Source organism: Brevibacillus sp., assembly GCF_003521185.1.
Lineage (GTDB): Bacteria > Bacillota > Bacilli > Brevibacillales > Brevibacillaceae > Brevibacillus > Brevibacillus parabrevis.
On sequence record NZ_DOTK01000096.1, the window covers coordinates 1 to 26,316 of the forward strand.

A 26,316-nucleotide genomic window follows, 5' to 3' on the forward strand; every position below is an offset into this window, starting at 1 on the left:
TCTACCCAAAGGGGAGCATATCACTGTGCTCCGAGGGTCTTTCCGCATATTCGTTGCTTTATTTTGCCTGGTGCGCCAACAGCTGCTCCACGACCAAGTCGAGCTGGCCTTCAATCGCCAGCGGATCGTAATAGTACATTTGCTCAAACGTCATCTCGTAGATGTGGTTGTTTTTGACGGCTGGCAAATTTTTGTAAACCGCGTTCCCGAAAAACTTATCCTTATCCTCTTGCTTCGTCTCATACGTGGTCACAAACATGTGGTCTGCTGCGAATTGCGGTAACACTTCCTGGGAAATCAGCTTGGGCGGCGTGTTGGCATCTACGACTTCCTTCACGGCTGGCGGCGGTGTCAGCTTGAGCGCATTGTAGATGACTTGACCGCCGCGTCCCCAGTTGTCTCCGAGCACGTAAAACTCCTGAGAGCGCAGCTCGTAAATTCCGACCGTCTCCCCGTCTTTTACCGCCGTCTTGATTTTTTCGCGGGCACTCGCTGCCTTTTCATAGAATTGCTTGATCCAAGCCTCTGCCTCCGCTTGCTTGTCCAGCAGCTCGCCAAAAGCCCGTATGTCAGCGCGGACGTCGTCGTTGTACGTGCCGTATGGCATCAGCACAGTCGGCGCGATCTTGGAATAGCCAGTCGTTCCGATCGGCTTGACCCCGATGGACAAAAGCTGGCCCAAATACAGATCGGAGACGATACGCTTCGGTTCTGCAGGAATCTGGATTTCTTTTCCATTTGGCATTTTGTACGTTTTCATCTTCACGTTATCCTGTGCTGGCGCCGCTTGCTGAGCCGGGGTTTCATTGCTGGCCCCTTTTGGCTCTGTTGCCGCCCCGCATCCTGTCATGGCAACGAGTAAAGCGAGGATTGCCGTTCCTTTCGCGATCCATTTCGCGTATTTTGGCACAGTTTCCTCCTAATGAAATTGATAATTATTATCACAAGCTATCTTACCAGCAGCTTTTTTCCATGTCCACAAGGGAATGTCCTTGCATCCCGCCAAGCCGCTTACTACTATAAAAGGGAAAGGAGCTGACCGTATGCTAGACCCTTACGTTCGAACTGCCGATTGCGGCTCTGGGCAAAGAGTCCTCCTTCCTCTTTACTCAGGGCCGACTCGCTAGTGTTAAAAGAAGGGCCTCTTTGCCCTGCTATATACCGACTTCACGTTATATAGACAGGAGCAGAGTCAGATGAGATACCAAAATGCCAAACTCGTTTTGCCGGAACCGCTTTTGCAGGAAATCCAGCAATACGTCCAGGGCAGCTATTTGTATATTCCGAAGCCTTCCGCTTCCAAAAGAAAGTGGGGCGACGGCACCGACACGAAGCAATTGCTTCGCGAGCGAAACCAGGCCATCTTGCAGGCTTATCGCCAAGGAACGGGCGTCAAGGAATTGGCCGAGCAATATTTTTTGACGAGACACAGCATCCGCCGCATCATTCGCGAACAGCCATAATCCAGAAAAGTAGTCGTCCGTGCAAGTACCGCACTTCCTGCGTTACACTTCGCTTATCGCTACGACAAATGGAGGTACGTTCCATGAATGGCATGCATCTGCTTTCGCTGTCTTTTGAGCAAAACGGACACAGTCAAGTCATCACACCCGTCCTGCTGCGCGACGAACACGAGCTGATCCTCGTAGACTGCGGCTATCCCGGATTCCTGCCGCTGCTGGCAGAAGCAGCGAACAGCCAGCAGCTCGACTTGTCCGCGCTGACCAGAGTAATCGCGACTCACCATGATGTCGACCATATCGGCGCGCTCGCCGCTTTGAAGCAAGCATACCCGCAAATTGAAATCATCGCCTACGAGTCAGATGCCCCATACGTAACTGGCGCCAAAACTTCGCTGCGAATTTTGCAGGCGCAAGCAACGCTCGCCTCCCTCACTGGCGAGGAGCTGGAGCTTGCGGAACAGTTCATCCGCTTTTTGCAGACGATTGAGCCAGCACCAGTCGAGCGCACGGTAGTCGATCAGGAGCGTCTGCCCTGGTGCGGCGGGATCGAGATCGTTCACACGCCCGGTCACATGCCTGGACATATGTCTTTGTATCTTCCGGCAAGCCAGACACTGATTGCCGGAGATGCCGTGGTCATCGAGGACGGAAAACTCGCGATTGCCAATCCGCAGTACGCATTGGACCTTGCCGATGCCGTCCGCTCTGTCCGCCGCTTGCTCGACTATGAGATCAGGCAGCTCGTCTGTTATCACGGCGGGCTGTTTCAGGGCGATGTGAAGCAGGCACTGGAAGAGCTGCTTCACCGTTACCAGACAACATGACAAATTGATTACTCCCGACTGCAAAAAGCGCGCAGTCCGATGCCAGGCAACAAGTTACAATGAGGACTGGCGTTGTTTTGCAACTTCGCTTTTTTCGCTTGCACAAGCTGTCACCGCCAAAAAGCCCTGTCGTCCGCCGAAGTGGATGCCAGGGCTTTGCTTTTGCCGTCGTTCGCTCGGTACCGCTTCGGTTTCACAAGAGTACAGCAGTCATGGTCGTGCAAAATCAAGCCGATATGTTCCAGGGCGTCATCAACCGAGGAGGGAGCGCATTCTCGTCCATACGACGGGGAAAAAATGTTCAGCGTCGCATCAAAGTCATAGGCGTCAAATCGCTGAGTCCGCCACAACAAAACACCCCGCCTGCACACGCGCCAACGCGCGCCAGCCGAGGCATTTTTCTACTGCGAAGCCGTCTCCAAGTTTTTGAACTGATTGTAAAACAATTGATGATACATCCCTTTTTGCTCGATCAGGTCGTCGTGGCTGCCTTTTTCCACGATCTGCCCGCGATCGACGACCATGATCGTGTCGGCATCGCGGATCGTTCCGAGCCTGTGAGCGATCACAAAGCTCGTGCGCCCTTCCATGATCGAAGCAAGCGCGTCCTGGATGATCAACTCGGTACGGGTGTCGATGCTGCTCGTCGCCTCGTCGAGAATCAACAGCGACGGCCTCGCGAGAAAGACGCGGGCAATCGCCAAAAGCTGGCGCTGTCCCTGACTCAGATTCCCCCCGTTTTCCGTCAGCGGCGTATCGTAGCGCTTGGGCAGGCGGTTGATGAACACGTCTGCATGCGCCATTTTCGCTGCCGCTTCCACCTCGGCGTCTGTCGCATCGGGCTTGCCGTACATGATGTTTTCCTTGATCGTCCCGGAAAACAAATACGTGTCCTGCAAAACGAAGCCGAAGCTGCGGCGCAGGCTGTCCCGCGAATATTCGCGAATGTCTTTTCCATCGAGGTAAATGGTCCCTTCCGTCACATCGTAGAAGCGCGTCAGCAAGTTGACCACTGTCGTTTTGCCTGCCCCCGTCGGCCCGACCAATGCCGTCGTGCTGCCCGCCTCCGCCTCGAAGCTGACGTTTTGCAAAATCGGCTGATCAGGGCGATAGCCGAAGCTCACCCGATCGAAGACGACATGCCCTTTCGGATTCGCAAGCACGACCGCATTCGGCGCATCGAGCGGCTCTTCTTGCTCGTCCAGCACTTCAAACACGCGCTCTGCTCCGGCGACTCCAGACTGGAGCACGTTGAAAATGCTGGCGAGGTCGTTCAGCGGACGGACAAACTGCCGCGAATAGCTGAGAAAGCTGGCGATCACGCCGACGGTAATCATCCCTTTGACCGCGAGCACACCGCCGACAATCGCGACCATGCCGAAGCCGAGGTTGTTGATCACGTTCATGATCGGCATCAAAAAGCCCGACCACACTTGCGCTTTCATCCCGACCTTGCACAGTCGGTCGTTAATCGCCGCGAAGTCGGCAATCGCCTTTTCTTCATGGTTGAACGCCTTGACGACCTGGATGCCGGAAATCGTCTCTTCAATATGCCCGTTCAGCTTGCCCAGCTCGGACTGCTGATCTTTGAACAGCACACTGGTTCTTTTCGCAATCGTGCGGGTCAACAGGAACACAAGCGGAACCGTAATCAGGCAGGCAAGCGTCAAAATCGGGGACAGCACGATCATCATGATCAAAGACCCCGCAATCACGATGACGCCTGACATCAGCTGTGTCGTCGACTGCGAGATCGAGTTGCTGACGTTGTCGATATCGTTGGTCAGCCGGCTCATCAGCTCGCCATGCGTACGCGAATCGAAAAAGGCGACCGGGAGCTTTTGCAGCTTTTCAAACATCGCCTGGCGCATATTCGTCACGATCCGCTGCGTGATTCCCGCGACCATCCAGCCTTGCAAAAACGTCAAAGCCCCATCGAGCACATAAGAGCTGAGCAAGGCCAAAACGATGATCGACAACAGCGAAAGCGACCCGGGGCCGCCCGTCATCGCATCGATCGATTTTCCGATCAAGTACGGAGCCGAGAGCATCAGGAACCCGTCTACCAACACGATGACAAAGACGAGCGGCAGCCATCTTTTTTCCCGCCCGAACGATTGCCACAGTCTTTTCAGCGTGGCTTGGAAGTTTTTCGGCTTGCTCACCGGACCTCGCTGTGCCCCATGCCCAAACCCGCGTCCAGGCCGCGTCGGAAAAATCGGCTGCTGCTCTTTTGGTTGTTGCGACATGTTAGCTCACCTCCCTGCCGATTTGCGATAGGAAGATTTCCTGATAGACCTGACACGTAGCGAGCAGCGTTTCGTGCGAGCCAATCCCCGCCACTGCGCCGTTGTCGAGGACGACAATCTTGTCGGCATCCATGACAGACGTGATCCGCTGCGCGATCAAAATGCAGGTCAGCCCTTTCGCGTACGTTTTGAGCGCTTCCTTGATCCGGCTTTCCGTCGCCACATCAACCGCACTGGTGCTATCGTCGAGAATGAGAATGTCCGGCTTTTTCACCAACGCTCTGGCAATCGAGAGCCGCTGCTTTTGCCCCCCGGAAAAATTGACCCCGCCCTGGCCTACCCGCGTCTGGTAGCCTTCGGGAGTGGCGGCGATAAACTCATGCGCCTGTGCCATGCGCGCCGCCTCGATCGCCTCTTCCTCCGTCGCATCTTCCTTGCCCCAACGAATATTTTCCAGTACCGTGCCTGTAAAAAGCGTCGTTTTCTGCGGCACGATCGCCATTTTTTCGCGGAGCTTGGCAGGCTCGACATCGCGCACATCCTGTCCGTCTACGCGAATCGTCCCTTCCGTCACATCGTAAAAACGCGGAATCAAGCCGACCAGGCTGCTTTTCCCCGATCCGGTAGAGCCGATGATCCCTACTGTTTCCCCCGGCAAGCATGTAAAAGAGACTTGCTTCAGGACAGGCTGACCATTCGTTCCGGCATAGGAAAAGCTGACGTTTTCAAAATCGATCCGGCCTGTTTCAGCCCCGGCTTCATCCGCCCCCGCCGCCGCTTCCTTCCAGCTCATCCGGTTTTCCTCGGCAAAAACTTCGCCGATCCGCCCAGCCGATGCTTTGGCCCGCACGAACATGTTGAAGACGAGCGAAATCATCATCAGCGAGAACAAGATTTGCGTCATGTAGTTGGTAAACGCGATGATGTGTCCAACCTGAATGCTCCCTTGCTCGACTCCCAAACCGCCCAGCCACAGCACAGCGACGATTCCGAGGTTGACCGTGAGCATGATCGCCGGGCTGAAAACCGACATGACGCGGGTCGCAGACAGCGATTTCTTTTGCAACTCTTCATTGGCCCCGGTGAACTTGCCCACCTCGAAGTCAAAACGGTTAAACGCCTTGACGACCCGCACGCCCGACAAATACTCGCGCATAGCACCGTTTACCTTGTCGAGCGCCTGCTGCACCTTGAGGAAAAACGGAAAACCGATTTTCAGATTCAAAAAGATCAACAGCCCGACAATCGGCACCACGACTGCGAGCACTACCGCCAGGTCGGCATTCAACTGGGTCGCCATGAACAAGCCGCCGATGCACATCAGCGGCGCTTTGACGAAAATACGCATCATGCCGTTGACAAACACCTGCACCTGATTGACGTCGTTGGTCATGCGCGTGACGAGCGAGGCGCGGTCGAACTTGTTCAAACTGTCAAAAGACAGCGACTGCACCTTCGTGAACAGATCGGCGCGAAGCTGCGCTCCGAAGTTTTGCGACACGTACGTGGCAAGCAGATTGCGGACGGTAGCAGCCACAGCGCCCAAGGCTGTAATCAACAGCATCAGCCCGCCCGTTTTCAGCACGTAATCCAGATCGCGCTGCGCGACACCGATGTCGATGATTCGGGACATAATCGTCGGCTGTAAAAGGTCGCACAAAGCTTCCACCGTCAAAAAGATCATGGATACGCTTGCAACAAAGCCGTATTTTTTTATGTATTTTTGATAAAACCGCATTGAGTCACCTCATTTCTTGCTGCAAAGCTTCTACGTTCCACGATACCTGTTGCCATCCAAATTGTCACGAGGGGAGTTGTATCTCTTCACGATAAACAAGCAGCAGAGAACATGCTTGCTCTTTGCTGCTTGTGAGGTGTTTCTTCTATATATAAGGATTATTTTATATGCGACGCTTTCCGATTATTGCTGCGACTTCCTATGCCTTGAACTCAAGCTTCGTCTCGAGTGATCTCCGGCTGGACGTCCGCTTTTTTCAGCAAAATGCGTTTGGCACCCGCCCATCATCGCTTTTTTACAAGGACAGAAGCTCTTTCGGCAAATTCATCAAATTGAGACAGCCGTCTTCCGTCACAATGACATTGTCCTCGATTCGGACTCCGCCTTTGTTCGGCAAGTAAATGCCCGGTTCAATCGTGAACGCCATGCCTGGCGCAAGCACCAGCGGATTGTTCTGGATCATGTACGGCTCCTCGTGTCCGCAAAGCCCGATGCCATGTCCAAGCCGATGCGTGAAGTATTCGCCATAGCCGCTATCCCGGATAATCGCGCGGGCTGTTTCGTCAATCTCATGCGCCGTGACGCCAGGGCGAACCGCCTCAACTGCCGCTTGCTGCGCCTGCCGCACGACCTCGTAAATGTTCGCAAGCTCCGCGTCCAGCTCCCCGACAGCCACCGTTCGCGTAATATCAGCCACATACCCATGAAAAATGGCTCCGAAATCGATGACGACCAGCTCACCGGACTGGATCAGCTTGTCCGATGCCCGTCCGTGCGGCAGCGCCCCGCGATATCCCGACGCGACAATCGTGTCAAACGGCGTGCCTTCCGAGCCTCTTTTTCGCATCTCGTATTCCAGCTCGGCGGCAACCTCCAGCTCCGCGACACCAGCCCTGACGCGAGGCAGGATCGCCTGAAAGCTGTCTTCCACGATGCGTACCGCTTGCCGGATCGCCTCGATCTCTTGCTCGTCCTTGATCACGCGCAACGCATCAACCGTTTGCTCGATCTCGACAAACTCCTGTGCCCCAAGCTGCTCAACCGCTTTCCATTCCTTGACGCGCATGTGCCCATACTCGATTCCGACCCGGCCGAGCGTGCCCAGTTTTTTCTGCACCTCCGCCAACGCCTGTCCCGGACCTTGCTCGTCCGTGTACGAGAACAAAGCATCGTGTGCCACCTGCTCGACCTTGCTCACTTCCAGCTTGGGCATCAAAAACAACAACTGATTCTCCTTCGTGAGAATAGCCAGGCTGAGCCGTTCGCTTTGATGCAGCGCCAGACCAGTGAAGTAGTACAGATTCGGGCCAGGCACCAAAATGCACGCATCCGTGTTTTCCTGCTGCAAATGATGGGCAAGGCGTTGTCTTCTCGCTTCCTGCATCTCGTTCTCTCCTTTTTGCCGTTGATGGCGCTTGCTCCGATATAGCCTGCGGCAAGGATGCTTTTTTCCACTTCCGCCTCTTTGCCTTTCCCCTTCAATACAACAGAACGGACGACAAATCCTGCCGAAGCCGTCCATTCTGCACCTGCGTACCGGAAAGCCGATGTCCTTTTGGCAAAATGGTCCGCCGTCCCGCTTGCTTTTTTCGCGAAATCCGTTATATTAGGTAATAACTTAAAACATTAGGCAACACCTAAAAGAAGGTGATCGAATGCTTGTGTGGATGTTGCGAAAAGTAATGGCTGACAGAGGGATCTGGTCCGGAGCAGCGCTCGCCCGTCTGCTGAAGGAAAAAGCCGGCTACGAAATATCGGCACCGTCGATCAGCGCTCTCTTGAACGGTCAGCCCAAGCAGATGAAGGCTGACACGCTCGATGCCTTGTGCACGGCATTGGACTGCACACCGAATGATTTATGGGTCTACACCCCACCCTCCCAACAAGATGGGGCATAATTACTACCTTTGGAGGTTGAAAGCAGATGGCAGTCAAAACAATCCTGCCTTTCGGAGAGCCGATTTTGCGCAAAAGCGCGAAGCCGGTGGTTGAATTTAATGACAGACTGGGGAAACTTTTGGACGATATGGCAGAAACGCTGTACGCCAAGGAAGGCCGCGCAGGGCTGGCCGCTCCGCAAGTCGGATTTTTGAAGCGGGTCATCGTCATGGATTGCGGAGACGGGCTGATCGAGCTGATCAATCCACAGATTCTGGAGATGTCCGGCGAGCAGCTCGGCCCGGAAGCCTGCCTGTCTTTTCCCGGCTACTCCGGCATTGTGAAACGCGCCCAGTACGTCAAAATCGAGACTGCGACCCGCACTGGCGAGACATTCACCATGGAAGCCGAAGACTTTTTGGCGCGCTGCATCCAGCACGAAATCGACCATCTGGACGGGATTTTGTTCGTGGACCGGATTGAAGGCGATAAGCTGTACCATGACCAGACGAAGCGCAAAGTGAACCTGATGGATGTGTGGAAGTTGACGCAAAAGCAAGGGTAATTCGGTTTTGATGGGAAAACGAAAAATCCACCTGATGATTTCAGGGTGGATTTTTCGTTTTATACGTTCTATACGCGTTCTGAAGTCCGCCGCTGTTCTTTGGAAACGATACCGCTGATGATGTAGACAGGAACGAACTCTTCGCTGGCATCCATTTTTCTGGCGAAGCCGTCAAGCTCCCACTTTTTCAGCAGTTTTGCCGCCTCCTCCATGCTGACCACTGCATTGTAAGCCAATTCGTGGACGGTCAGGCGACCATTCTTCCGCTTGGCTACCTGGAAAGCCACTCGCTCCATTTTTTCTGCTTCCTCCTTAGCCCTGATTAAATACAAAACTCTGTATCCGCCGATAACCGCCCCAATCCCCCCATAAAAGAGGAAATTATTCCAGTTCATTAAAGCGTAACCAGCCAATAACGAATAAAAGAAAGCATAACAACACGTCATCATCAGCTGCTCTTGCAGATGCTTGAACTTCGCTTGCGGCTTGTAATTTGGCTCCCGATTGTACACCATAGATTCATGCGAGCTATTCGGAAACAAATATATCGCTGTCCCGTCATTCTCGTACGATATCGTCACAAGATTGTTCTTGTGCCAGCGATCAATCATCGGCTGGAGGGATGACATGCTCTCGTTGGTAAATTCTGCGATTTCTTGCGGATATAGCACGCCTTGGTTGTCCAAAACGTAACCCAGGACATCATGTTCGGTTTTCCGCACATAGTCTCGGTAAGCCAAGTAAACAACATGAATCAGGCGGATCACTGCTAACGTGCAGACGATGATGGCTCCTGTCAAAAATGCATCTGAATAAATCATCTGTTTATCCAATAGCCAGAGCGGAGCTATGATGGTCACAAGAACGATAAAGGTAATCCTCGGCAACTTTTTCCATGCTTTTTGTTTCTTTTCATCTTCTTCCGTTTCATCCACCTTGCCACAATAATCCCGCTCATCTGGCAGCCAATTCTCGTAGACGAGCGGCGCCAATTCATATACTGTGGCGTCGCCGACAGCAGATGAACTGCTTAGAATCTGCTTTTGTTCAAGTTCCTTTAAAATCCGCTCACATTCTGCCAGCTTCAATGAAGTTTTCAATGCCAGCATTGGCGCGGTAACCTCGTTGCCATAATCTAGCGCAATCCCGATCACATCTGCATGATACTTGATATCCTGACTCTTTTTCGCAAGCATTCGCTCAATCATCCGGGAGCCAATGTAGATCAGGGAAAGAATCACCAAGAGTAGACCTATGATGCTCTCATTGTCCATCAAGAGATGTATAGTAGTAAAAAATGGCTTCCATAGTGCAACACCAAGGATTATTAATACTGCACAAAGAATTAAAATACCCACCAAAATAAAAAAAGCCATCCCGAAGAAGTATTCCATTCCTTCCCCTCCCTTCTATTCGTCCCTATTGGAAAATCCGGGGAAGCAGTAAAGAATATCCCCTGTTTTCGCCACGCTCAAGTCTGCGTATCCCCTGTTATGCAGATCATCCAAAATTTTTTGCGATTCCGTTAAGGAAAGCGTAGTTTTTGCGGCAACATCCACGGCCGTAATGTATCCATCATTCTCATTCGCTACCGTCAAAACTCTTAAAATCGCCCAGTCTTCCCTTTTGAAACGAATCTTTTGCAGTCCTTTTGCGATCCATCCCTCCATGATTAATCCAAGCGGAAAGGCGATAGCGTAGGAGAGAATCAGGATCGCAACCGTGTCCGAATGAAACTGCTGGTAATAACCGAGCATTTCTGGATACCACAGATCGTCCTGCGTAACAGTAGGCAAATAATGCTGGAACACAAAAAACAGAATAATAGTTAGTGCGATAATACTCATGTAATTCCCTCGACTTTCATATTTTCCCATGCTCTTTCAATTTTACACGTTAGCCTCTATTTTCGGAATCATCTTCCAGCGTATGATTTACCAAAACTCGCTCAGGAACGCAGTATCGGATCAAGCTAACGTTGGTCGAGGAAACAGAAAAAACAAGCGGCAGAACTTTCGGACTCCCACCCAACTGGAGGAGAAAAAGGAAACCGGCTTTTCAGCAGCACGTGATTACGCTTCTTCGAGCACGCTGCTTTTGACGCGGTTTTCCTTTTTTGCCATAGGCGGACCAGTCCATGCTTCCCCGCAAGAGTCCAGGTGCCCTAAAGCAATTTCTCCTGTTTCCTCCCTCCACTACAGCACCGATCCCCCCAACGCACCAAAAAAGGCACCCACACCAAACCAGCCTGTGGATGCCCTTACTCTTCTGCCCCAACCTAAATATACAACATCGGATGAAGCTTCCCCTGAATCAACTGAGCACGCTGCTCGTAAAACCGGAGAAACTGATCCGCATCCCACGTTTGCTCATCTCTTGGAATCAGATGCTGGTTGATGTAAAACGTTTTGTTCGTGACATGATTGTCAATCCATTCCTTCAACGGCTTCGCGTTTTTCACTCCGCGGTTTGTGCCGTAATCGAGGAGCTGATAGTTGAAGACGCTGTTGACCTGGTCCAGCGAATACCCTTTGCTCACAAGAATCGAGTACGGGTGGATGTGGTCCATATCCTGTTTTCTTGTGACAGGTTCACGGTCGTAGATCAAATAGAACAAAAAGTTGCTGTCAAACTGGTTGCTGATGCTGGATTCCTCGAGATTCCGCGTAAACCAGAGCGGGTGGCTGGTGTAGATGGAAAACAGGCGCTGCGTCGGAAAAGGCGCATTTTTGTGCTGCTTCATTTCCTCCAATATTTTTCGAATCCCCGTTTTATACGGAATCCATCCAGAGCCTCGGCTGAATACCCCGTTCAGCAGCGACCAGTACATCCATTCATAAATACTTGCGAAGTCCTCGTTGCTCGTATCGAATGTATCGAACAGATTTTCCAGCCTGTCCGTCGGCACATCCGTTTTGTGAAAAATATGATACGCGATGAAGTAGAGCGGGATAAAGGAACGGTTCCCTTCCCGGTAGTAGTTGAGCAGCTTGGCGGACTGCAAAAACTTCCGCAACGATTTTAACGTTTCAAGGATGCGCGCCCGATTTTCGATGGCGAATGTCGCGTCTGCTTCCTCGATATCGGTCATTTCCTTTTTGTGATTGTCGTTCAGCAAAAAGACGAGCTTGATCAAAACTTCTTGCGTCAATCCGATGTCTTGATAATCTTTCAGCGTGGACTCCAGAAATTCTTCCATTTTCCACTCGAACCCTTTCAGGATCGACGCCACCAAATCAAAGGAAGACAGCTTTGTCCCGCCGTCGTTCAGCCTTCTGAACAACTCGACGATCCGCTGGCGATTGGAGTTTTCGTTCAGCGAACGGTTGATGCGCACTTTCGAGAGGCCAATGCTTTCGTTATTAAAAATGCTGCGGTAAAAGCGGGCGATGTTTTTGCGAACGTAGTCCTTCTCAAGCGCTTCCGTGATCGCAAAGTTCTGGATGATTTCATCCGCTACTTGATCCTCGTCGTTTGTCTGTTTCAAGGAGCGGTACAGTTTGCTGACCGAATACCACTTGTACGTCTTCAATTCGCACTCTTCTTTATCCGTCGCCTGCTTGGGCAGCTTGTCGCTGTCTTTTTCGAACTTGAAGTAAAATACGAGATTTTTAAAGTCGCTAAACAAGTCGAAATACAAAATTTTTCCGTTAAAGCTTCCCAGCAATCCGAGGTAAAACGATTGGAGTCTTTGCTGACCGTCGATGATGAACAGGTGATCCTTTGAATTGGTTTCATCGTAGATCGAGCTGATGGCCTGACCGTCCTTCGTAAAATGCCTATAGGCAAAGAGCGGCTTGTTGCCCTCTTCTTCCTCGATCGCCATAATCCCGCCGAACGAGTTTCCCTTGAGCAACGTGTCAAACAGCAATTCCATTTTCTCTTCTTCCCAGACGAGCCTGCGCTGGATGACAGGCAGTACCAGGGTGTTGTCGTGGATACGCGTAACGATTTCGGATACTTTTTTGGTTTCCCAGTTAGCCATGTGCCATCGGACTCCTTTTTCCAAAAAGCGGGATTCAATATTCGTCTTTTCCTTTCATCTTAGTTAAAATGACCACGATTTTCCACAACCTTTTGCCATTTCAAAAGGTTTCTTGCCACCGCGGCGGAATAATCAAGCCAACTCCCACCATCACCATAAACATATTCACCATCAAAACGCCAAGCACGGCTGGCAGATGACCTTTGCGCAACATAAAAAAGCCCCCTTATCCATTTTTTGGACAGGAGGCGAAAATTCCACGCGCAAATAAACAGGCACACTTTTCCCAGAGAAAAAGTCAAATGCCCTATCATTACGAGCAAAAGCCAACACCTATCCTGTCCAAAAAAATTCGTCATTTTCATACGAGTTTTTCCTGGAAATCGGATTAGGAGATCATCGGCTTTCGGTCACCCTTTCATTTTTCGATAGGGCAAGCGTAACAAAGCCTGAAAAATAAGCAAATATTTTTTAGGCAAACACGATCGTCTTGTTGCCGTACACGATGACTTTGTCCTCCACGTGCCAGGAGATCGCCTGGGCCAAAACGTTTCGCTCGACGTGGCGGCCTGCCACTTTCAAATCTTCTTCCGTATAGCGATGGTTGACGCGAATCACGTCTTGTTCGATGATCGGGCCTTCGTCCAGATCGTTTGTGACGTAGTGCGCCGTTGCCCCGATCAGCTTCACCCCGCGCATGAAGGCGCGCTTGTACGGATTCGCCCCGATAAAGGCGGGCAGGAAGGAATGGTGAATGTTGATAATCTGATTGGGAAAATGGGTAATAAAGCGCGGAGACAAAATCTGCATGTACCGGGCCAAAACGATGAAGTCGACATTGCCCTGCAACAGCTCAAGCGCCTTGCGCTCTGCCTCTTCCTTGCTCTGGGTCGCAAGCGATATGTGATGGAACGGAATGCCGTACGCTTCCACCGTCTCTTTCGCATCCGGATGATTGCTGATGACCATGGGAATATCGACGAGAATTTCCTGCGATTTGACTCGCCAGAGCAGCTCGACAAGGCAATGATCCATTTTGGAGACGAAAATCGCCATGCGTTTTCTTTGGCTTTCCTTGCTGAGCCGCCAGTCCATCGGGTAATCCTCGGCCATTTTGGCCAAGTCCTGCTCCAACTGTGAAAATGCCGTCGGAAGAGAGTCGAGGTCAAACAAAATGCGCATGAAAAACATCCCGTCGCGCGGGTCTGTCGTGTGTTGGTCGAACTGAACGATGTTCGCTTTGTAGCTGAGCAGCAGATTGGAAACGGCAGAGATGATGCCCAATCTCTCCGGGCAAGAAATCAAGAGGACGGCGCGGTTCTCATTTTTTGCAGGCTCGTGGTTCATATGTATGTTCCTCCCATTCTGGATGCTTTTCCCTCTTCATAGACATAGACTGTCCAAAACCGTTGGAAAAGCTGCGATCAGCTTTCATGGCATGGACAAACAAACAAGCAAGCTCCCGCCCTGTCAAGCAACAGGCGCGGGAGTCGCGTTTATTTGGCAATCGTCGCTTGCGCCACCTGCTCATGCGCATGGTAGGAGCTGCGGACGAGCGGCCCTGATTCCACATGGGCAAAGCCCAGCTTCATTCCCAGTTCCTTAAATTCGCGAAACTCATCCGGCGTGTAGTATTTCAGGACGGGCAAATGCTTTTTCGTCGGCTGCAAATACTGCCCGAGCGTCATAATATCGCAGTTGACGGCGCGCAAGTCGTGCATCGTCTGCACGATTTCCTCGTCCGTTTCCCCTACGCCAAGCATGATGCTGGACTTTGTTTTCTGCCCGGGCCGAAGCTTTTTCGCATTTTGCAAAAGCGTCAAGGAACGCGGATATTTCGCTCTCGCCCGCACCCGATCCGACAGGCGCTCGACTGTCTCGATGTTGTGGTTCAATATGTCCGGCTTTTCGGCCAAAACCGTCGCCAGCGCCTCCTCCGATCCGCCGAAGTCGGGAATCAATACTTCGATGCCTGTCAGCGGATTGCGCTCGCGAATCGCCCGGATCGTCTCCGCGAAAATCGACGCTCCGCCGTCGCGCAGATCATCGCGCGCAACCGAGGTGACGACCACATGCTTCAAGCCCATTTTCGCTGTCGCAATCGCTACCTTTTGCGGCTCTTCCTGGTCAAGCTCGGTTGGCAGGCCCGTTTTCACGGCGCAAAAGCGGCAGGCGCGCGTGCAGATGCTGCCCAAAATCATGAACGTCGCCGTGCGGTTGCTCCAGCATTCGTAGATGTTCGGGCATTTCGCTTCCTCGCATACGGTGTGCAGGTTGCCGCCGCGCATGATCGCTTTCAGCTCTTTCATCTGCTCATTCGTATGCAGCTTGATTTTCAGCCATTCCGGTTTTCGCTCAGACGAGGGCACCTTCATTGGCTTGGCTCCCCTCTGCTTTCGGCACAGCGTTTTCCTCTGCCGGCTTCCGATAGCGCAATACGGGCTTGCGCGCCGCCGTCACCTCATCCAGACGCGAGACAATCGTCGTATGCGGAGCTTCCTGCACAATCGTCGGATTTTCCTCCACTTCTTTCGCAATCGCAATCATGGCGTCGATGAACTGATCCAGCGTCTCTTTCGACTCCGTCTCGGTCGGCTCGATCATCATGCACTCATCCACGATCAGCGGGAAGTAAATCGTCGGCGGGTGATAGCCGAAATCAAGCAGACGTTTGGCAATGTCCAGCGTGCGCACGCCCAATTTCTTTTGTTTGCGCCCGGACAGGACAAATTCATGCTTGCAAATGCGGTCGTAAGGAAGATCGTAGTACGGCGCCAGCTTGCGCATCATGTAGTTCGCATTCAACACGGCTTCCTGGGAGACGCGCAGCAACCCTTCCGGCCCGTTGGCGCGAATGTAGACGAACGAGCGCAGCAAAATCCCGAAGTTGCCGTAAAACGCTTTGACCCGTCCGATCGATTGCGGAATATCGTAGTCGAGGCGATACGTGTCGCCCTCCTTGACCACCTGCGGACGCGGCAAAAACGGCACCAGCTCTTTTTTGCAGCCGATTGGGCCAGCGCCAGGACCGCCGCCGCCATGCGGCCCGGTAAACGTCTTGTGCAAGTTCAGATGCACCACATCGAAGCCCATGTCTCCCGGGCGAGCGATGCCCATGATCGCGTTCGCATTCGCTCCATCGTAGTACAGCAAGCCGCCCGCCGCGTGGACGATCTCGGCAATCTCCTGGATGCTTTCCTCAAACAAGCCGAGCGTGCTCGGATTCGTCAGCATCAATGCAGCCGTGTCTGCTCCCACGACTTTGCGCAGCTCCTCCAGATTGACGTTTCCCTGTTCATCAGAAGAAATCGTGACCGTCTCCAAACCAGCGACTGCCGCGCTCGCCGGATTCGTCCCGTGCGCCGTGTCAGGCACGATCACTTTCGTCCGTTTTTCCCCGCGGCTCTCGTGGTAAGCGCGAATCATCATCAGCGCCGCCCATTCGCCCTGTGCTCCCGCCGCAGGCTGCAAGCTAACCGCATCCATCCCGGTAATTTCCGAAAGCTCCGCCTGCAAGTCGTACAATACCCGCAATGCGCCCTGCATCGTTTCCTCCGCCTGGTACGGATGAATTTTGGCAAAGCCGGGGTAGCGAACGACATCTTCGTTGATTTTCGGATTGTACTTCATCGTGCATGAGCCGAGCGGATAAAAGCCGGAGTCGATCCCGTGGTTGCGGTTGGACAGCCCGGTGTAGTGACGCATCAAGTCCAGCTCGGATACTTCCGGCAGCTCCGCAGGCTGCTTGCGCAAATACTGTGCGGGGAAAACTGCGTCCAGCTCCACCTCTGGGACATCGCTCTCAGGCAGGCTGTAAGCGACGCGACCCGGCTTGCTCATTTCGAAAATCAGCTCTTTTTCCTTGTTAGTTTGCACGGCCAATCTCCCCCAATCCTTGGACAAGTGCGTCGATCTCTTCTTTCGTGCGTGCTTCCGTCACAGCCAAAAGCATGTGGTTGGCCAGCTCAGGGTAATCCCGCCCGAGGTCGTAGCCCCCGACGATCTTTTTCCTCAACAGCTCGCGGTTGACTTCGCCTACGCTTTTCGGCACCTTGAGCACAAATTCGTTGAAAACAGGGCTGTGGTAAACGAGCTGGCAATTGTCCAGCTTCGCCAGCTCGCGCAGCGCATACTGGGTCTTCTGCACGTTCAGCCGGGCCATTTCCTGCACGCCGCGCTTGCCGAGGGCGGTCATGGCGACAGAGGCAGCCAGAGCGTTCAGCGCCTGGTTCGAGCAAATATTGGACGTCGCCTTCTCCCGGCGAATGTGCTGCTCGCGCGCTTGCAGCGTAAGCACGAATCCGCGGCATCCTTCCTGGTCAACGGTCTGGCCGACGATTCTTCCCGGGATTTTGCGCATGAGCTTTTCCTTGACGGCAAAATAACCGCAAGATGGCCCGCCAAGCTGCATCGGGATGCCAAAAGGCTGCGCTTCGCCGACGACGATATCGGCGTTGTACGCTCCCGGCGGCTGCAACACACCGAGGGCCAGCGGGTTGGCACTGACGACAAACAGCGACTTGTGCTGATGCGCGATTTTCTCAAGCGAAGCCAAATCTTCGACTGCCCCGAAAAAGTTCGGGTACTGCACCATGACCGCTGCCGTCTGTTCGTTTACCGCTTGCTCCAACGCTTCCAGGTCAGTCACGCCGCCCTTGCAGCCAATCTCGATCACTTCATAGCCTTGAGCCTTGGCATTGACCCCGAGAATTTCACGCGCTTCCGGATGTACCGCTTTCGACACGATGACATTTTTTCCGGCAACGCCGCCGACAGCCAGATTCGCCGCTTCCGCCAACGCCGTCGGCCCGTCGTACATCGACGAGTTCGCTACTTCCATCCCGGTCAGCTCGCAAATCATCGTCTGAAATTCAAAAATCGCCTGAAGCTCTCCCTGACTGATTTCCGGCTGGTACGGCGTGTAAGCCGTGTAAAACTCCGAACGGGAAATCACGTGGTTCACGGTGCTGGGAATGTAATGGTCGTAGATGCCCGCTCCGAGAAAATAGGCGTATTCGCTGCTGTCGACATTTTGTCTCGCCAGCTTGGTAAAATGCCGCACGGTTTCCGGCTCGGACAGCGCAGTCGGAATTTGCAGGCTGCCTTGAAAGCGGATCGCTTCCGGGATGTCCGCAAACAGCTCCTCTACGCTAGACAGACCGAGAAACGACAGCATCTCTTGCTTGTCTTCCGTTGTCATTGGCAAGTAACGATAGTTCACACTTATCCCTCCAAGGCAAAATCTGCATATTGTTCCGCAGAAAGCAGCTCGGACAGTTCATCCGGATTGCTGATTTCCACGACGATCATCCAGCCGCCGCTGTACGCATCGCTGTTGATGACTTCCGGGCTGTCTTCCAGCTCGCTGTTCACTTCCACCACTTTGCCGCTCACTGGCGAAAACAGGTCCGATACCGCTTTGACCGACTCGACCGAGCCCATGCTTTGATTCGCGACAACTTCGGCACCCACTTGCGGCAGATCTACAAATACGAGATCCCCGAGCTGGTTTTGCGCAAAATCGGTGATTCCCACGCGCACTCTCGTTTCGCTCAGCACCTCGACCCATTCGTGTTCCCTGCTGTACAACCAACCTTTGACGACTTTGCTCATGTCCTGATCTCCTTTGACTCGTTCGTATTCGGATTCATCCGTTTCCTGATTTTTTAGCGTTTGTAAAAAGGGGATTTGACCGTTACCGCCTCGACCCGCTTTCCGCGAATCTCCACAGCAAGCGGCGTGTCTACAGCTGCGTACTCTGCGCGGATCAGCGCCAGCCCCAAGTTTTTCTTCAATGTCGGGGATTGCGTGCCAGAGGTGATGTAGCCGATCGGCTCATCCTGCTCCCCTGCTTCTTGCGCAAACACAGGATAGCCTGGGCGCGGAATCCCTCTGCCGATCAGTTCGACGCCGACGAGCTTGCGCGGCACGCCTGCTGCTTTTTGCTTTTGCAGCGCCTCTTTGCCGATGAAGTCCTGTTCCTTTTGCAGCTTCACGGCAAAGCCGATCCCGGCTTCAAGCGGCGTGATGTCGGCCCCCAGCTCTTGCCCGTACAGAGGCAGTCTTGCTTCAAAACGCAGCGTGTCCCGCGCGCCCAGTCCGCACGGCAGCACGCCGTCTGCTTTGCCCTCCGCCAAAATTTTTTCCCAGAGAGAAGGCGCATCTGCCGCAGACACGTACAGCTCGAAGCCGTCTTCTCCGGTGTAGCCTGTGCGCGATACGAGCGCCTTGATGCCCGCGACATCCACGTCTTGCTGGAACCAGAAATAGCGGATTTGCGACAGGTCAGTTGCGGTCAACCGTTGCAGCACCTGCTCGGCAAGCGGGCCTTGAATCGCCAGTTGAGCCGTCGCGTCGCTCACATTTTCGACCGTGACCTCGCCTTTGGCATGCGAGACGATCCAGTCTACGTCTTTGTCGATGTTGGACGCGTTGATCACCAGCAAAAATTTTTGCTCGCCCTGCTTGTAGACAAGCAGATCGTCCACTGTGCCGCCATCCGGGTAGCACATCGCCGCGTACAGCGCCTGATTCGTTTGCAGCGTCGTCACGTCGTTCGTAATCAGCGACTGGACAAACGCGCTGGCGTCAGGGCCTTCAATCATGACCTCACCCATATGGGACACATCGAACAGTCCTGCCTTCGTCCGTACCGTGTGATGCTCTTCGATAATACTGCTGAACTGCACAGGCAACTCCCAGCCGCCAAAGTCGATTACCTTGGCGCCGTGCTGGGCGTAGAGCGGGTAGAGCGGCGTTCGTTTCAAAGCTTGAGCTTGCATCCAGCCTCATCCCTTCGTCTTCATTTCATGATTCTCTCTTTGACCGCCTCTCCGGTTGGCGTCACGGCAAGTCCGCCGAGAGCCGTCTCGCGGTAGGCGCGGGGCATTTTTTTTCCGATCTCGTACATCGCTCCGATCACTTCATCGCACGGAATCTGGCTTTCGATGCCAGCCAGCGCGATATCGGCTGCGGAAAAGGCGATGGAAGAACCGATCACGTTGCGCTTGATGCACGGCACTTCCACCAAGCCTGCAACCGGATCGCAGACAAGCCCGAGCAACGATTTCAAGGCGATGGCAGCCGCATGAACCGCCTGGCGCGGCGTCCCTTGCTTGATCTCGACGAGCGCGGCAGCAGCCATCGCTGTTGCAGATCCAACTTCTGCCTGGCAGCCTCCCGCAGCACCCGAAATAAACGCGCGGTTGGCGATCACATAGCCGATGGCGCTTGCCGTGAACAGCCCCATCACCAGATGCTCAAACGTATATTTTTGATTTTCGTGCAGCGAAAACAGGCAGCCGGGCAAGATTCCTGCCGAGCCCGCTGTTGGCGTCGCGACGATGATTCCCATGCGGGCGTTCATTTCCGAGGTGGCAAAAGCGAACTTCATCGCATCCCCGACAATCGGCCCTGTCAGCTGCTCCCCTTTTTCCAGGTAGCGCTCCAGCTTGTAGGCATCGCCGCCCGAGATGCCGCTTGGGGCGAGGGACTGATCGGACACTCCCTGATCGATCGCCTCTTTCATCCGGACGAGCCGCAGCTTCATCGTTTCCACAATCTCCTGCTCCGACCGCCCGCTTTTCGCGCTCTCGCGGGCCACCATCACTTCTGCTATGCTCCTGTTGGTCGATTCACAGAGAGCGAGCAGCTCTGTCATTGAAGTAAAGTCCATGCTATGCTCCCCCTACCGCAGCCTCGCAGCGTGTATTGTGCCAAAGCTTGTTGCGCAAGTCATCCAGATCGTACGGCGCGTTCAACGGAATATCGACAGCGAACTCGTTCACGTAAAACACTTTCGAGATGCCGCCGCCGAGCGAGACGCCGCCGATGACGGCGATATCGCGTGCTGTGCGGGCCTGGATCATGACGGTATTGGGATGATCGTAGTACGGGCAGTCGCCCCGCTTTTCGAATACGACCTGCAGCCCTTTCGCCGCTGCCAGCTCCAGCGCTACGCGTATCCGGCTGTCATCCGTGTCCATCCCGAGCAAGCCGCCGACCACTGCCTTGTCTGTCCCGTGCCCTTTGTACGTTTCCGAAAAAGAGTCGTAAAACACAATCGTCGCTGACTCGATTTCGCCGCCGAGAAAATCGTGGACGAATTTTCCGATCGTGACGACTCCCGCTGTATGCGAGCTGGAAGGGCCAACCATAATCGGCCCGATAATATCAAAGCAGCTGTTGTATACCATCGTCGCTCCTCCTGCTTACCTCACTGCGAGCTGTTGATACAGCGGATAAGATTCGCACAGCCCGCGAATTTCGCTTTTCACCCTGGCGGTCGTCGCTTCGCTGCCCTTGTCTTTGAGCACAGCGGCAATCGCCCGGCCAATCGTCTCCATATCCGCTTCCTTCATGCCGCGGGTCGTAATCGCAGCCGTGCCGATTCGCACGCCGCTCGTCACAAACGGACTTGCCGTATCGTACGGAATCGTGTTTTTGTTCACCGTAATGCCCGCCGCCTCCAGCAGATGCTCCGCTTCTTTGCCTGTCAAATCCCACGGCCGCACATCGAGCAAGACCAGATGGTTATCCGTTCCCCCGGACACGAGCGTCGCCCCTTCGCTTTTCAGCGTTTCCGCCAATGCCGCGGCGTTTTTCACCACTTGCTGCGCGTAGGTGACGAAGCTCGGCTGCAACGCTTCTTTGAAGGACACTGCCTTGGCGGCGATCACATGCATGAGCGGCCCGCCCTGGATGCCCGGGAAAATGGCTTTGTTGATCCCTTTGAAAATTTCTTCGTCGTTCGTCAGGATGATGCCGCCGCGCGGGCCGCGCAATGTTTTGTGCGTCGTACTCGTCGTGACATCTGCGTGCGGAACGGGCGAAGGATGCAAGCCTGCGGCGACCAGTCCGGCGATGTGCGCCATGTCCACCATCAGCTTGGCTCCGACTTTGTCCGCGATTTCCTTGAACCGGGCGAAATCGATCTGGCGCGGATAAGCGCTCGCTCCGGCAATCAGCAGCTTCGGCCGCTCGCGCAATGCTACAGCCTCGACTTCTTCATAGTCGATCCGGTGCGTATCTTCGCGCACGCCGTAAGCGACGACATTGAACCATTTTCCCGACAGGCTGACAGGGCTGCCGTGCGTCAAATGCCCGCCGTGGGACAAATTCATCCCCATGATCGTATCGCCGGGCGAAAGCAGGGAGAAAAAGACGGCCGTATTCGCCTGCGCCCCGGAGTGCGGCTGCACGTTCGCGTACGTTGCGCCAAACAAGCTGCTCACCCGTTCGATCGCCAAACGCTCGACGACATCGACATGCTCGCAGCCCCCGTAGTACCGTTTTCCCGGGTACCCCTCCGCGTATTTGTTGGTCAGTACGGACCCCATCGCCTGCATCACTTCTTCGCTGACGAAGTTCTCGGAAGCAATCAGCTCCAATGTTTGATGCTGCCGCTGCCGCTCGTCTTCCATCGCCGCCAAAATTTCTTGATCGCGCTCCTGCAAACTCACGATATCTCCCCCGTTTCAACTTTTGCTCGCTACCTTTCCCAAGCGTACGAACGCGAAAAAAGGACAATGGAAAGATAGACTCCTTTTTCGGAAAAAATCTACCTTTCCTCTGTCCTTTTTACCTGAGAGTTTGGCTTCGGTTCGCGAAGCTTTCCCCTTGGGTGGCTTGTGCAGCGCTCTCCAGAGGTGCGTCCAATCGTGGTACTCTTTACCTGAGAGATTAATCCCAAGGGTTTTTGGGACTTGCTCCTTCGGTGCCAGCCAGTGCGGCCAGTCTCTCCCACGATCATCATCCGCCGATATGCAGTTATTTGTTCAGTTGATGAATGCCGTGCCCGAGCGCTCCTTCTGCCGCTTCCATGATGATTTCCCCCAGGCTCGGATGGGCGTGGATCGTCTCGGCAATATCTGTCAGCGTGTGCCCTTTTTCAATCGCCAGGGCAACCTCGCCGATCAGATTGGACGCTTCCGGCCCGATAATCTGCGCTCCCAGCAGCAGCCCCGTCTCCTTGTCGCCCACGAGCTTCACGAAGCCTTCCCCGACGTTCAGAGACAGTGCCCGCCCATTCGCGGCATAAGGGAACTTGCCAACTGCCACCTCGTGTCCGCGCTCTTTGGCTTCCGACTCGGTCAGTCCCACGCTGGCAATCTCCGGATCGGAGAACACGACAGCGGGAATCTTTTTGTCGGTGAGCTTGCTGTCTTTGCCAGCGATGGCTTCCGCCGCGATTTTGCCTTCGTACGACGCTTTGTGGGCAAGAGCCGGGCCTTCCACCAGATCGCCGATCGCATACAGGTGCGGAACGCTCGTTTGGCATTGCTGATCGATCTGGATGAAGCCGCGCTCTGTCAACTTGACAGCGAGCTTTTCCAATCCCAGCCCCTCGATGTTCGGCCGTCTGCCAACCGTAACGAGCACATAGTCGGCGGTCGCCTGACGCTCTTCGCCTTTTGCCGCATAGGTGACGCTGACCTGTTCGGCTGTTTGTTCCGCCCCTTTGGCCAGCGCTTCGGTGTGCACTTCCACGCCGAGCTTTTTCAGCTTCCTCGCCACCAGACGCGACAGTTCTTTTTCAAAGCCAGGCAAAATCGAGTCCGAGCCTTCCAAAATCGTCACCTTCGTGCCCAGCTTGGCAAATGTCTGCCCCAGCTCGATCCCGATATACCCGCCGCCAATGACCAGCAAGCTTTTCGGCAATTCTTCAAGCGCCAGCAGTTCTGTCGAGGAAAGAATGCGGCCCTGGAATGGAAAGGCTTTCAATTCGATCGGACGCGAGCCTGTCGCGAGAATCGCTTGCTGGAATTGCACCTGTATGCAGTCGTCGCCATTTTTCACCTCAACCAGCTGCTCGCCGACAAGCCGCGCTTCCCCGCTGATTCTTTTGATCTTGTTGCCTTTGAGCAGCGAGCTTACGCCTCCGGTCAATTTGTCGACCACGCTGCGCTTCCATGCCTGAACCTTGGCGAAATCGACGCTCACTTCTGCTGCCTGCAAGCCGATGCTCGCGGATTGCGTCATCGCTTCGTATTGATGCGCCGCCGAGATCAGCGCCTTGGAAGGAATGCAGCCGCGGTTCAAACATACGCCGCCGACCGTGTCTTTTTCCACAATCGCGACCTGCTTGCCGAGCTGAGCCGCCCGGATCGCGGCTACGTAGCCCCCCGGCCCCGCTCCGATCACGAGGACATCCACCTGCTCTACTGTTCCGTTCGTTGTCATTTGTTCTCTCCACCTGTTTTTCTTTTTCTGTGTAAGGCGTCTCCCGCGGTTTTACCCCGCAGGAAGAGGCGCCTGCGCCTGCTTGCAGTCGGCCAACTGCTGCTCGTGGCTGTTCTGCCTGTTTCCGTTGTCAACCGCGACGAACAGCGAGCCGATCCGCAAAAGCTTCTTCCGGGCTGGACAAGGCGAAGCCCAGGAAAGGGTCGTAGTCCAGGGTAAGCACATCCCCGAGATGCCGTTTGGTCAACCGATCCATGCAGACCGGAATCCCGTTTTCGTACACGAGCGTGTCGTTTTTGCGCAGCTCATCTACTCCGAGCTGGACAAAAAATCCGCAACCGCAGTCGCCGGAGATCACCACGTCAATCCTGAGCGCGGTATCCTGCGGAAAATTCAGTTTTTTCAGCTCTGCTTGAGCCGCTTTCTTGATCGTAAGCTCCATTTTCGTGATCGCCTGCTCCTTTCCCATCGCGCCACCTTTCACTCGTATCCGTTTCGTTTGGCCGAAATGCAAGCGTCTGCGCCCGCTTTTGTGCAACTCGACGCGACGTTTCATTCAGCAAAAAAGGACAGAGGAAAGATAGAGTGACGAATACTCTACCTTTCCTCTGTCCTTTTTACCTGAGAGTTTAACTTCGGCAATCAATCGGTTCCGAAGTATTCCCCTTGGGTGGCTTGTGCAGCGCTCTCCAGAGGTGCGTCCGATTGTAGTATCTGGTACCTGAGAGATTAATCCCAAGGGTTTTATGGGACTTGCTCCTTCGGTGCTAAACGCGTCGTTTAGTCTCTCCTACAATCATCATCCGCCGCTATTCACTTGTTGGCTAACATTGACATTAGTAAATCACACTCCTTCTGCCGATGTCAATTCTGAAAAAAATTATTATTCAGGTAAACTTATTCGATTTGCGGCGGGCCGCCATGACGACTGGCATCGCGAACAGGCCAAAAGCGGTAACGCCTGCTTTTGGCCTGTTGATCCACCCTATTTTTTACTGTTGCGAAATCGCAGCCTCATCCATGTACACGTATTCCCACAAATGTCCGTCCAGATCGATAAAGCTCCAGCTGTACATGAAGCCGTGGTCTACCGGGTCTTTAGCCGGCTTGGCCCCTGCTTCGTGCGCTTTGTTTACGATCTCGTCGACTTGCTCCCGGCTCTCGGCTGACAGCGCCACGATGACTTCTGTACTCTGGGCCGTATCCGTCACGGGCTTGTTCGTGAACGATTGGAAAAACTCCTCCACCAAGAGCATCGCGTAAATATTTTCGCCAATCACCAGGCAAGCGGCATTTTGATCCGTAAATTGCGGGTTGAACTCATAGCCCAGCGCTGTAAAAAAATCAATTGACTTGTTCAAATCTTTCACGGGCAAATTGACAAAAATTTGTTTTGATTGCAGTGCCATTGCGTATCCCTCTTTTCGATAAGTGTTGTGATTGATTAAATCGTATCATCTTTTGAGGTACAGTGCTTCTTATGGATTGCTATCTGTGATTATTTTCGGATAAATCCTGCCAATACACTCTCTACTGCATCTTTACTTTCGTATTCTCCTACTCCACCGTTTATTGGTGAAGATCTTATCGCTTTAAAATAATTTATCTTTAATTAAAGGTCCAACAATATAATTTAGATTCCATAAATGTAGGAAGTACAAAATACACAACAGCAAGAGATGGAAGTAAACGCGATCAAGGTGTTTACATGTTTAATCCTCACGATTATCAAATAGGCTTTGGTTCATATGCTGCTGTCTACGTAACTAAAAAGGCAAACAAAATGTAGTGTAGTGCTTAGCCAATAATCCGTAACGATTTTGTACAGTAATCTTTCTCGATTTTTCTTGAATTTCAACTCATTTTCTTCGTTTTTAAGCACTGACAGGAGGGTATAAAAATGAGCCCCTTTTAATGTAAGCAGAAAATAAAGTATTAGACTTGGATGTCTCTATTCCATGCGGTTTTTCGAATGGCCAAACCATATTAGACTGACACAAGAAATTGAAATAGCGACAGTCAAGGACGAGAAAATAAAGTCCTAAACTGTCGCTATTTCATTGAATTCCCTCGGTACGTATATGAGGTACTTCATGATGAGTGTAAATTGCATAGTAAAAGTGCTTAATTTTGCAGCAATTACTTATGCAGGTTAATGTAACTGGGTTTGACATGGAGAGGTGGGTATGATAGGCTTGTCGGCCGTTACGAAGCCTTTGGCATCGCCCTTCGCAAGCAATCATACCCATAGAGGCTCCATGTCAAACTTATGCACAAAAGTTACTTCTCGCTGCATATTATTAAAAAACTATCGCAGCAAAATTCGGCACTTTTAGATTGCCAAACACAATGATGGAACTGGGCAAGCTAACGTATTAATGTAATCTATTTAATTATTTTTCATACTAATGGGGAATGTAAATTTTTTTGTGT

The 26,316-nt window shown here is 53.2% G+C and carries 23 protein-coding genes and 3 riboswitches; of the genes, 4 read left to right on the plus strand and 19 right to left on the minus strand.

Translation table 11 applies throughout. From position 1 onward, the window contains the following. Window positions 1–58 precede the first annotated feature (58 nt). On the minus strand, window positions 59–910 hold the full coding sequence (locus tag DEP07_RS27605) for an ABC transporter substrate-binding protein (protein ID WP_287103279.1): 852 nt from the start codon (window positions 908–910) through the stop codon (window positions 59–61). Between the two features lie 286 nt (window positions 911–1,196). Here DEP07_RS27605 and DEP07_RS27610 point away from each other — a divergent pair, with 286 nt between their 5' ends. Next, complete coding sequence (locus DEP07_RS27610; RefSeq protein WP_122963030.1) at window positions 1,197–1,463, plus strand: CD3324 family protein; 267 nt, start codon at window positions 1,197–1,199, stop codon at window positions 1,461–1,463. Window positions 1,464–1,546: 83 nt separating this feature from the next. After that, window positions 1,547–2,287, plus strand: coding sequence for an MBL fold metallo-hydrolase (locus tag DEP07_RS27615; RefSeq protein WP_287103280.1), 741 nt, complete (start codon window positions 1,547–1,549; stop codon window positions 2,285–2,287). A gap of 401 nt (window positions 2,288–2,688) precedes the next feature. On the opposite strand, the gene DEP07_RS27620 is transcribed toward DEP07_RS27615, so the two are convergent. The 3 genes from DEP07_RS27620 to DEP07_RS27630 all read right to left on the minus strand — a co-directional run bounded on the left by DEP07_RS27620 (window position 2,689) and on the right by DEP07_RS27630 (window position 7,658). Next, window positions 2,689–4,536 (minus strand): ABC transporter ATP-binding protein, encoded by a 1,848-nt coding sequence (locus DEP07_RS27620; protein WP_287103281.1) that lies wholly within the window; start codon window positions 4,534–4,536, stop codon window positions 2,689–2,691. A gap of 1 nt (window position 4,537) precedes the next feature. After that, window positions 4,538–6,274: an ABC transporter ATP-binding protein gene (locus DEP07_RS27625; protein ID WP_122963026.1), complete on the minus strand. Its 1,737-nt coding sequence runs from the start codon at window positions 6,272–6,274 to the stop codon at window positions 4,538–4,540. Between the two features lie 295 nt (window positions 6,275–6,569). After that, a complete protein-coding gene (locus tag DEP07_RS27630) occupies window positions 6,570–7,658 on the minus strand; it encodes a M24 family metallopeptidase (RefSeq protein WP_122963025.1) in 1,089 nt (362 codons plus the stop codon). Between the two features lie 271 nt (window positions 7,659–7,929). Here DEP07_RS27630 and DEP07_RS27635 point away from each other — a divergent pair, with 271 nt between their 5' ends. Together DEP07_RS27635 and def are read left to right on the plus strand one after the other, a co-directional pair. Next, window positions 7,930–8,172, plus strand: coding sequence for a helix-turn-helix domain-containing protein (locus DEP07_RS27635; RefSeq protein ID WP_122963024.1), 243 nt, complete (start codon window positions 7,930–7,932; stop codon window positions 8,170–8,172). Window positions 8,173–8,198: 26 nt separating this feature from the next. Beyond that, window positions 8,199–8,717 carry a peptide deformylase gene (gene def, locus DEP07_RS27640; RefSeq protein ID WP_122963023.1) on the plus strand — a complete coding sequence of 173 codons (519 nt, stop codon included), beginning with the start codon at window positions 8,199–8,201 and terminating at the stop codon, window positions 8,715–8,717. Window positions 8,718–8,785: 68 nt separating this feature from the next. Here the strand turns inward: def and DEP07_RS27645 are convergent, their stop codons facing one another. From DEP07_RS27645 to DEP07_RS27715, 15 genes are all read right to left on the minus strand, one after another. Beyond that, window positions 8,786–10,111 (minus strand): hypothetical protein, encoded by a 1,326-nt coding sequence (locus DEP07_RS27645; protein WP_287103282.1) that lies wholly within the window; start codon window positions 10,109–10,111, stop codon window positions 8,786–8,788. Between the two features lie 15 nt (window positions 10,112–10,126). Next, entirely contained in the window at window positions 10,127–10,564 is a 438-nt protein-coding gene (locus DEP07_RS27650; protein WP_063228592.1) for a hypothetical protein, read from the minus strand. A 431-nt stretch (window positions 10,565–10,995) separates the two neighbouring features. After that, window positions 10,996–12,702 carry a GmrSD restriction endonuclease domain-containing protein gene (locus DEP07_RS27655; RefSeq protein ID WP_242772235.1) on the minus strand — a complete coding sequence of 569 codons (1,707 nt, stop codon included), beginning with the start codon at window positions 12,700–12,702 and terminating at the stop codon, window positions 10,996–10,998. 471 nt (window positions 12,703–13,173) lie between these two features. Further along, window positions 13,174–14,049, minus strand: coding sequence for a formyltetrahydrofolate deformylase (gene purU, locus DEP07_RS27660; RefSeq protein ID WP_122963020.1), 876 nt, complete (start codon window positions 14,047–14,049; stop codon window positions 13,174–13,176). A gap of 149 nt (window positions 14,050–14,198) precedes the next feature. Further along, window positions 14,199–15,077, minus strand: coding sequence for a lipoyl synthase (gene lipA, locus DEP07_RS27665; RefSeq protein ID WP_280648145.1), 879 nt, complete (start codon window positions 15,075–15,077; stop codon window positions 14,199–14,201). Beyond that, window positions 15,058–16,542, minus strand: coding sequence for an aminomethyl-transferring glycine dehydrogenase subunit GcvPB (gene gcvPB, locus DEP07_RS27670; protein ID WP_429827470.1), 1,485 nt, complete (start codon window positions 16,540–16,542; stop codon window positions 15,058–15,060). The genes lipA and gcvPB overlap by 20 nt, the downstream gene beginning before the upstream one ends. Window positions 16,543–16,567: 25 nt before the next feature. After that, window positions 16,568–17,902 (minus strand): aminomethyl-transferring glycine dehydrogenase subunit GcvPA, encoded by a 1,335-nt coding sequence (gene gcvPA, locus DEP07_RS27675; RefSeq protein ID WP_429827471.1) that lies wholly within the window; start codon window positions 17,900–17,902, stop codon window positions 16,568–16,570. 23 nt (window positions 17,903–17,925) lie between these two features. After that, window positions 17,926–18,315, minus strand: a complete 390-nt coding sequence (gene gcvH / locus DEP07_RS27680) for a glycine cleavage system protein GcvH (protein WP_274875030.1) — start codon at window positions 18,313–18,315, stop codon at window positions 17,926–17,928. A 53-nt stretch (window positions 18,316–18,368) separates the two neighbouring features. Beyond that, window positions 18,369–19,484, minus strand: a complete 1,116-nt coding sequence (gene gcvT, locus DEP07_RS27685; RefSeq protein ID WP_280648142.1) for a glycine cleavage system aminomethyltransferase GcvT — start codon at window positions 19,482–19,484, stop codon at window positions 18,369–18,371. Window positions 19,485–19,504: 20 nt separating this feature from the next. Then, window positions 19,505–20,377 carry an L-serine ammonia-lyase, iron-sulfur-dependent, subunit alpha gene (gene sdaAA / locus DEP07_RS27690; RefSeq protein WP_122963014.1) on the minus strand — a complete coding sequence of 291 codons (873 nt, stop codon included), beginning with the start codon at window positions 20,375–20,377 and terminating at the stop codon, window positions 19,505–19,507. Between the two features lies 1 nt (window position 20,378). Beyond that, entirely contained in the window at window positions 20,379–20,897 is a 519-nt protein-coding gene (locus DEP07_RS27695) for a serine dehydratase beta chain (protein WP_173596137.1), read from the minus strand. A gap of 15 nt (window positions 20,898–20,912) precedes the next feature. Next, window positions 20,913–22,166, minus strand: coding sequence for a serine hydroxymethyltransferase (glyA, locus tag DEP07_RS27700; RefSeq protein ID WP_280648234.1), 1,254 nt, complete (start codon window positions 22,164–22,166; stop codon window positions 20,913–20,915). Window positions 22,167–22,269: 103 nt separating this feature from the next. Next, window positions 22,270–22,350, minus strand: a riboswitch (glycine riboswitch). A 2-nt stretch (window positions 22,351–22,352) separates the two neighbouring features. Next, window positions 22,353–22,456: riboswitch (glycine riboswitch) on the minus strand. Between the two features lie 14 nt (window positions 22,457–22,470). After that, window positions 22,471–23,883 (minus strand): dihydrolipoyl dehydrogenase, encoded by a 1,413-nt coding sequence (lpdA, locus tag DEP07_RS27705; RefSeq protein ID WP_287103283.1) that lies wholly within the window; start codon window positions 23,881–23,883, stop codon window positions 22,471–22,473. Window positions 23,884–24,013: 130 nt separating this feature from the next. After that, the gene (locus DEP07_RS27710) at window positions 24,014–24,352 is read right to left on the minus strand and encodes an iron-sulfur cluster biosynthesis family protein (RefSeq protein WP_167470236.1); all 339 of its coding nucleotides are present in this window, start codon (window positions 24,350–24,352) and stop codon (window positions 24,014–24,016) included. A gap of 229 nt (window positions 24,353–24,581) precedes the next feature. Continuing rightward, window positions 24,582–24,686: riboswitch (glycine riboswitch) on the minus strand. A 189-nt stretch (window positions 24,687–24,875) separates the two neighbouring features. Then, window positions 24,876–25,292, minus strand: coding sequence for a VOC family protein (locus DEP07_RS27715; RefSeq protein ID WP_122963009.1), 417 nt, complete (start codon window positions 25,290–25,292; stop codon window positions 24,876–24,878). Window positions 25,293–26,316 lie beyond the last annotated feature (1,024 nt).

What these genes read in the sequence shown, in the direction of transcription:
- DEP07_RS27610 (WP_122963030.1), top strand. Translation starts at nt 1,197, where the DNA reads ATGAGATACCAAAATGCCAAACTCGTTTTGCCGGAACCGCTTTTGCAG.
- DEP07_RS27615 (WP_287103280.1), top strand. Translation starts at nt 1,547, where the DNA reads ATGAATGGCATGCATCTGCTTTCGCTGTCTTTTGAGCAAAACGGACAC.
- DEP07_RS27620 (WP_287103281.1), bottom strand. Translation starts at nt 4,536, where the DNA reads ATGTCGCAACAACCAAAAGAGCAGCAGCCGATTTTTCCGACGCGGCCT.
- DEP07_RS27625 (WP_122963026.1), bottom strand. Translation starts at nt 6,274, where the DNA reads ATGCGGTTTTATCAAAAATACATAAAAAAATACGGCTTTGTTGCAAGC.
- DEP07_RS27630 (WP_122963025.1), bottom strand. Translation starts at nt 7,658, where the DNA reads ATGCAGGAAGCGAGAAGACAACGCCTTGCCCATCATTTGCAGCAGGAA.
- DEP07_RS27635 (WP_122963024.1), top strand. Translation starts at nt 7,930, where the DNA reads ATGCTTGTGTGGATGTTGCGAAAAGTAATGGCTGACAGAGGGATCTGG.
- def (WP_122963023.1), top strand. Translation starts at nt 8,199, where the DNA reads ATGGCAGTCAAAACAATCCTGCCTTTCGGAGAGCCGATTTTGCGCAAA.
- DEP07_RS27645 (WP_287103282.1), bottom strand. Translation starts at nt 10,111, where the DNA reads ATGGAATACTTCTTCGGGATGGCTTTTTTTATTTTGGTGGGTATTTTA.
- DEP07_RS27650 (WP_063228592.1), bottom strand. Translation starts at nt 10,564, where the DNA reads ATGAGTATTATCGCACTAACTATTATTCTGTTTTTTGTGTTCCAGCAT.
- DEP07_RS27655 (WP_242772235.1), bottom strand. Translation starts at nt 12,702, where the DNA reads ATGGCTAACTGGGAAACCAAAAAAGTATCCGAAATCGTTACGCGTATC.
- purU (WP_122963020.1), bottom strand. Translation starts at nt 14,049, where the DNA reads ATGAACCACGAGCCTGCAAAAAATGAGAACCGCGCCGTCCTCTTGATT.
- lipA (WP_280648145.1), bottom strand. Translation starts at nt 15,077, where the DNA reads ATGAAGGTGCCCTCGTCTGAGCGAAAACCGGAATGGCTGAAAATCAAG.
- gcvPB (WP_429827470.1), bottom strand. Translation starts at nt 16,542, where the DNA reads ATGAGCAAGCCGGGTCGCGTCGCTTACAGCCTGCCTGAGAGCGATGTC.
- gcvPA (WP_429827471.1), bottom strand. Translation starts at nt 17,902, where the DNA reads ATGACAACGGAAGACAAGCAAGAGATGCTGTCGTTTCTCGGTCTGTCT.
- gcvH (WP_274875030.1), bottom strand. Translation starts at nt 18,315, where the DNA reads ATGAGCAAAGTCGTCAAAGGTTGGTTGTACAGCAGGGAACACGAATGG.
- gcvT (WP_280648142.1), bottom strand. Translation starts at nt 19,484, where the DNA reads ATGCAAGCTCAAGCTTTGAAACGAACGCCGCTCTACCCGCTCTACGCC.
- sdaAA (WP_122963014.1), bottom strand. Translation starts at nt 20,377, where the DNA reads ATGGACTTTACTTCAATGACAGAGCTGCTCGCTCTCTGTGAATCGACC.
- DEP07_RS27695 (WP_173596137.1), bottom strand. Translation starts at nt 20,897, where the DNA reads ATGGTATACAACAGCTGCTTTGATATTATCGGGCCGATTATGGTTGGC.
- lpdA (WP_287103283.1), bottom strand. Translation starts at nt 23,883, where the DNA reads ATGACAACGAACGGAACAGTAGAGCAGGTGGATGTCCTCGTGATCGGA.
- DEP07_RS27710 (WP_167470236.1), bottom strand. Translation starts at nt 24,352, where the DNA reads ATGGGAAAGGAGCAGGCGATCACGAAAATGGAGCTTACGATCAAGAAA.
- DEP07_RS27715 (WP_122963009.1), bottom strand. Translation starts at nt 25,292, where the DNA reads ATGGCACTGCAATCAAAACAAATTTTTGTCAATTTGCCCGTGAAAGAT.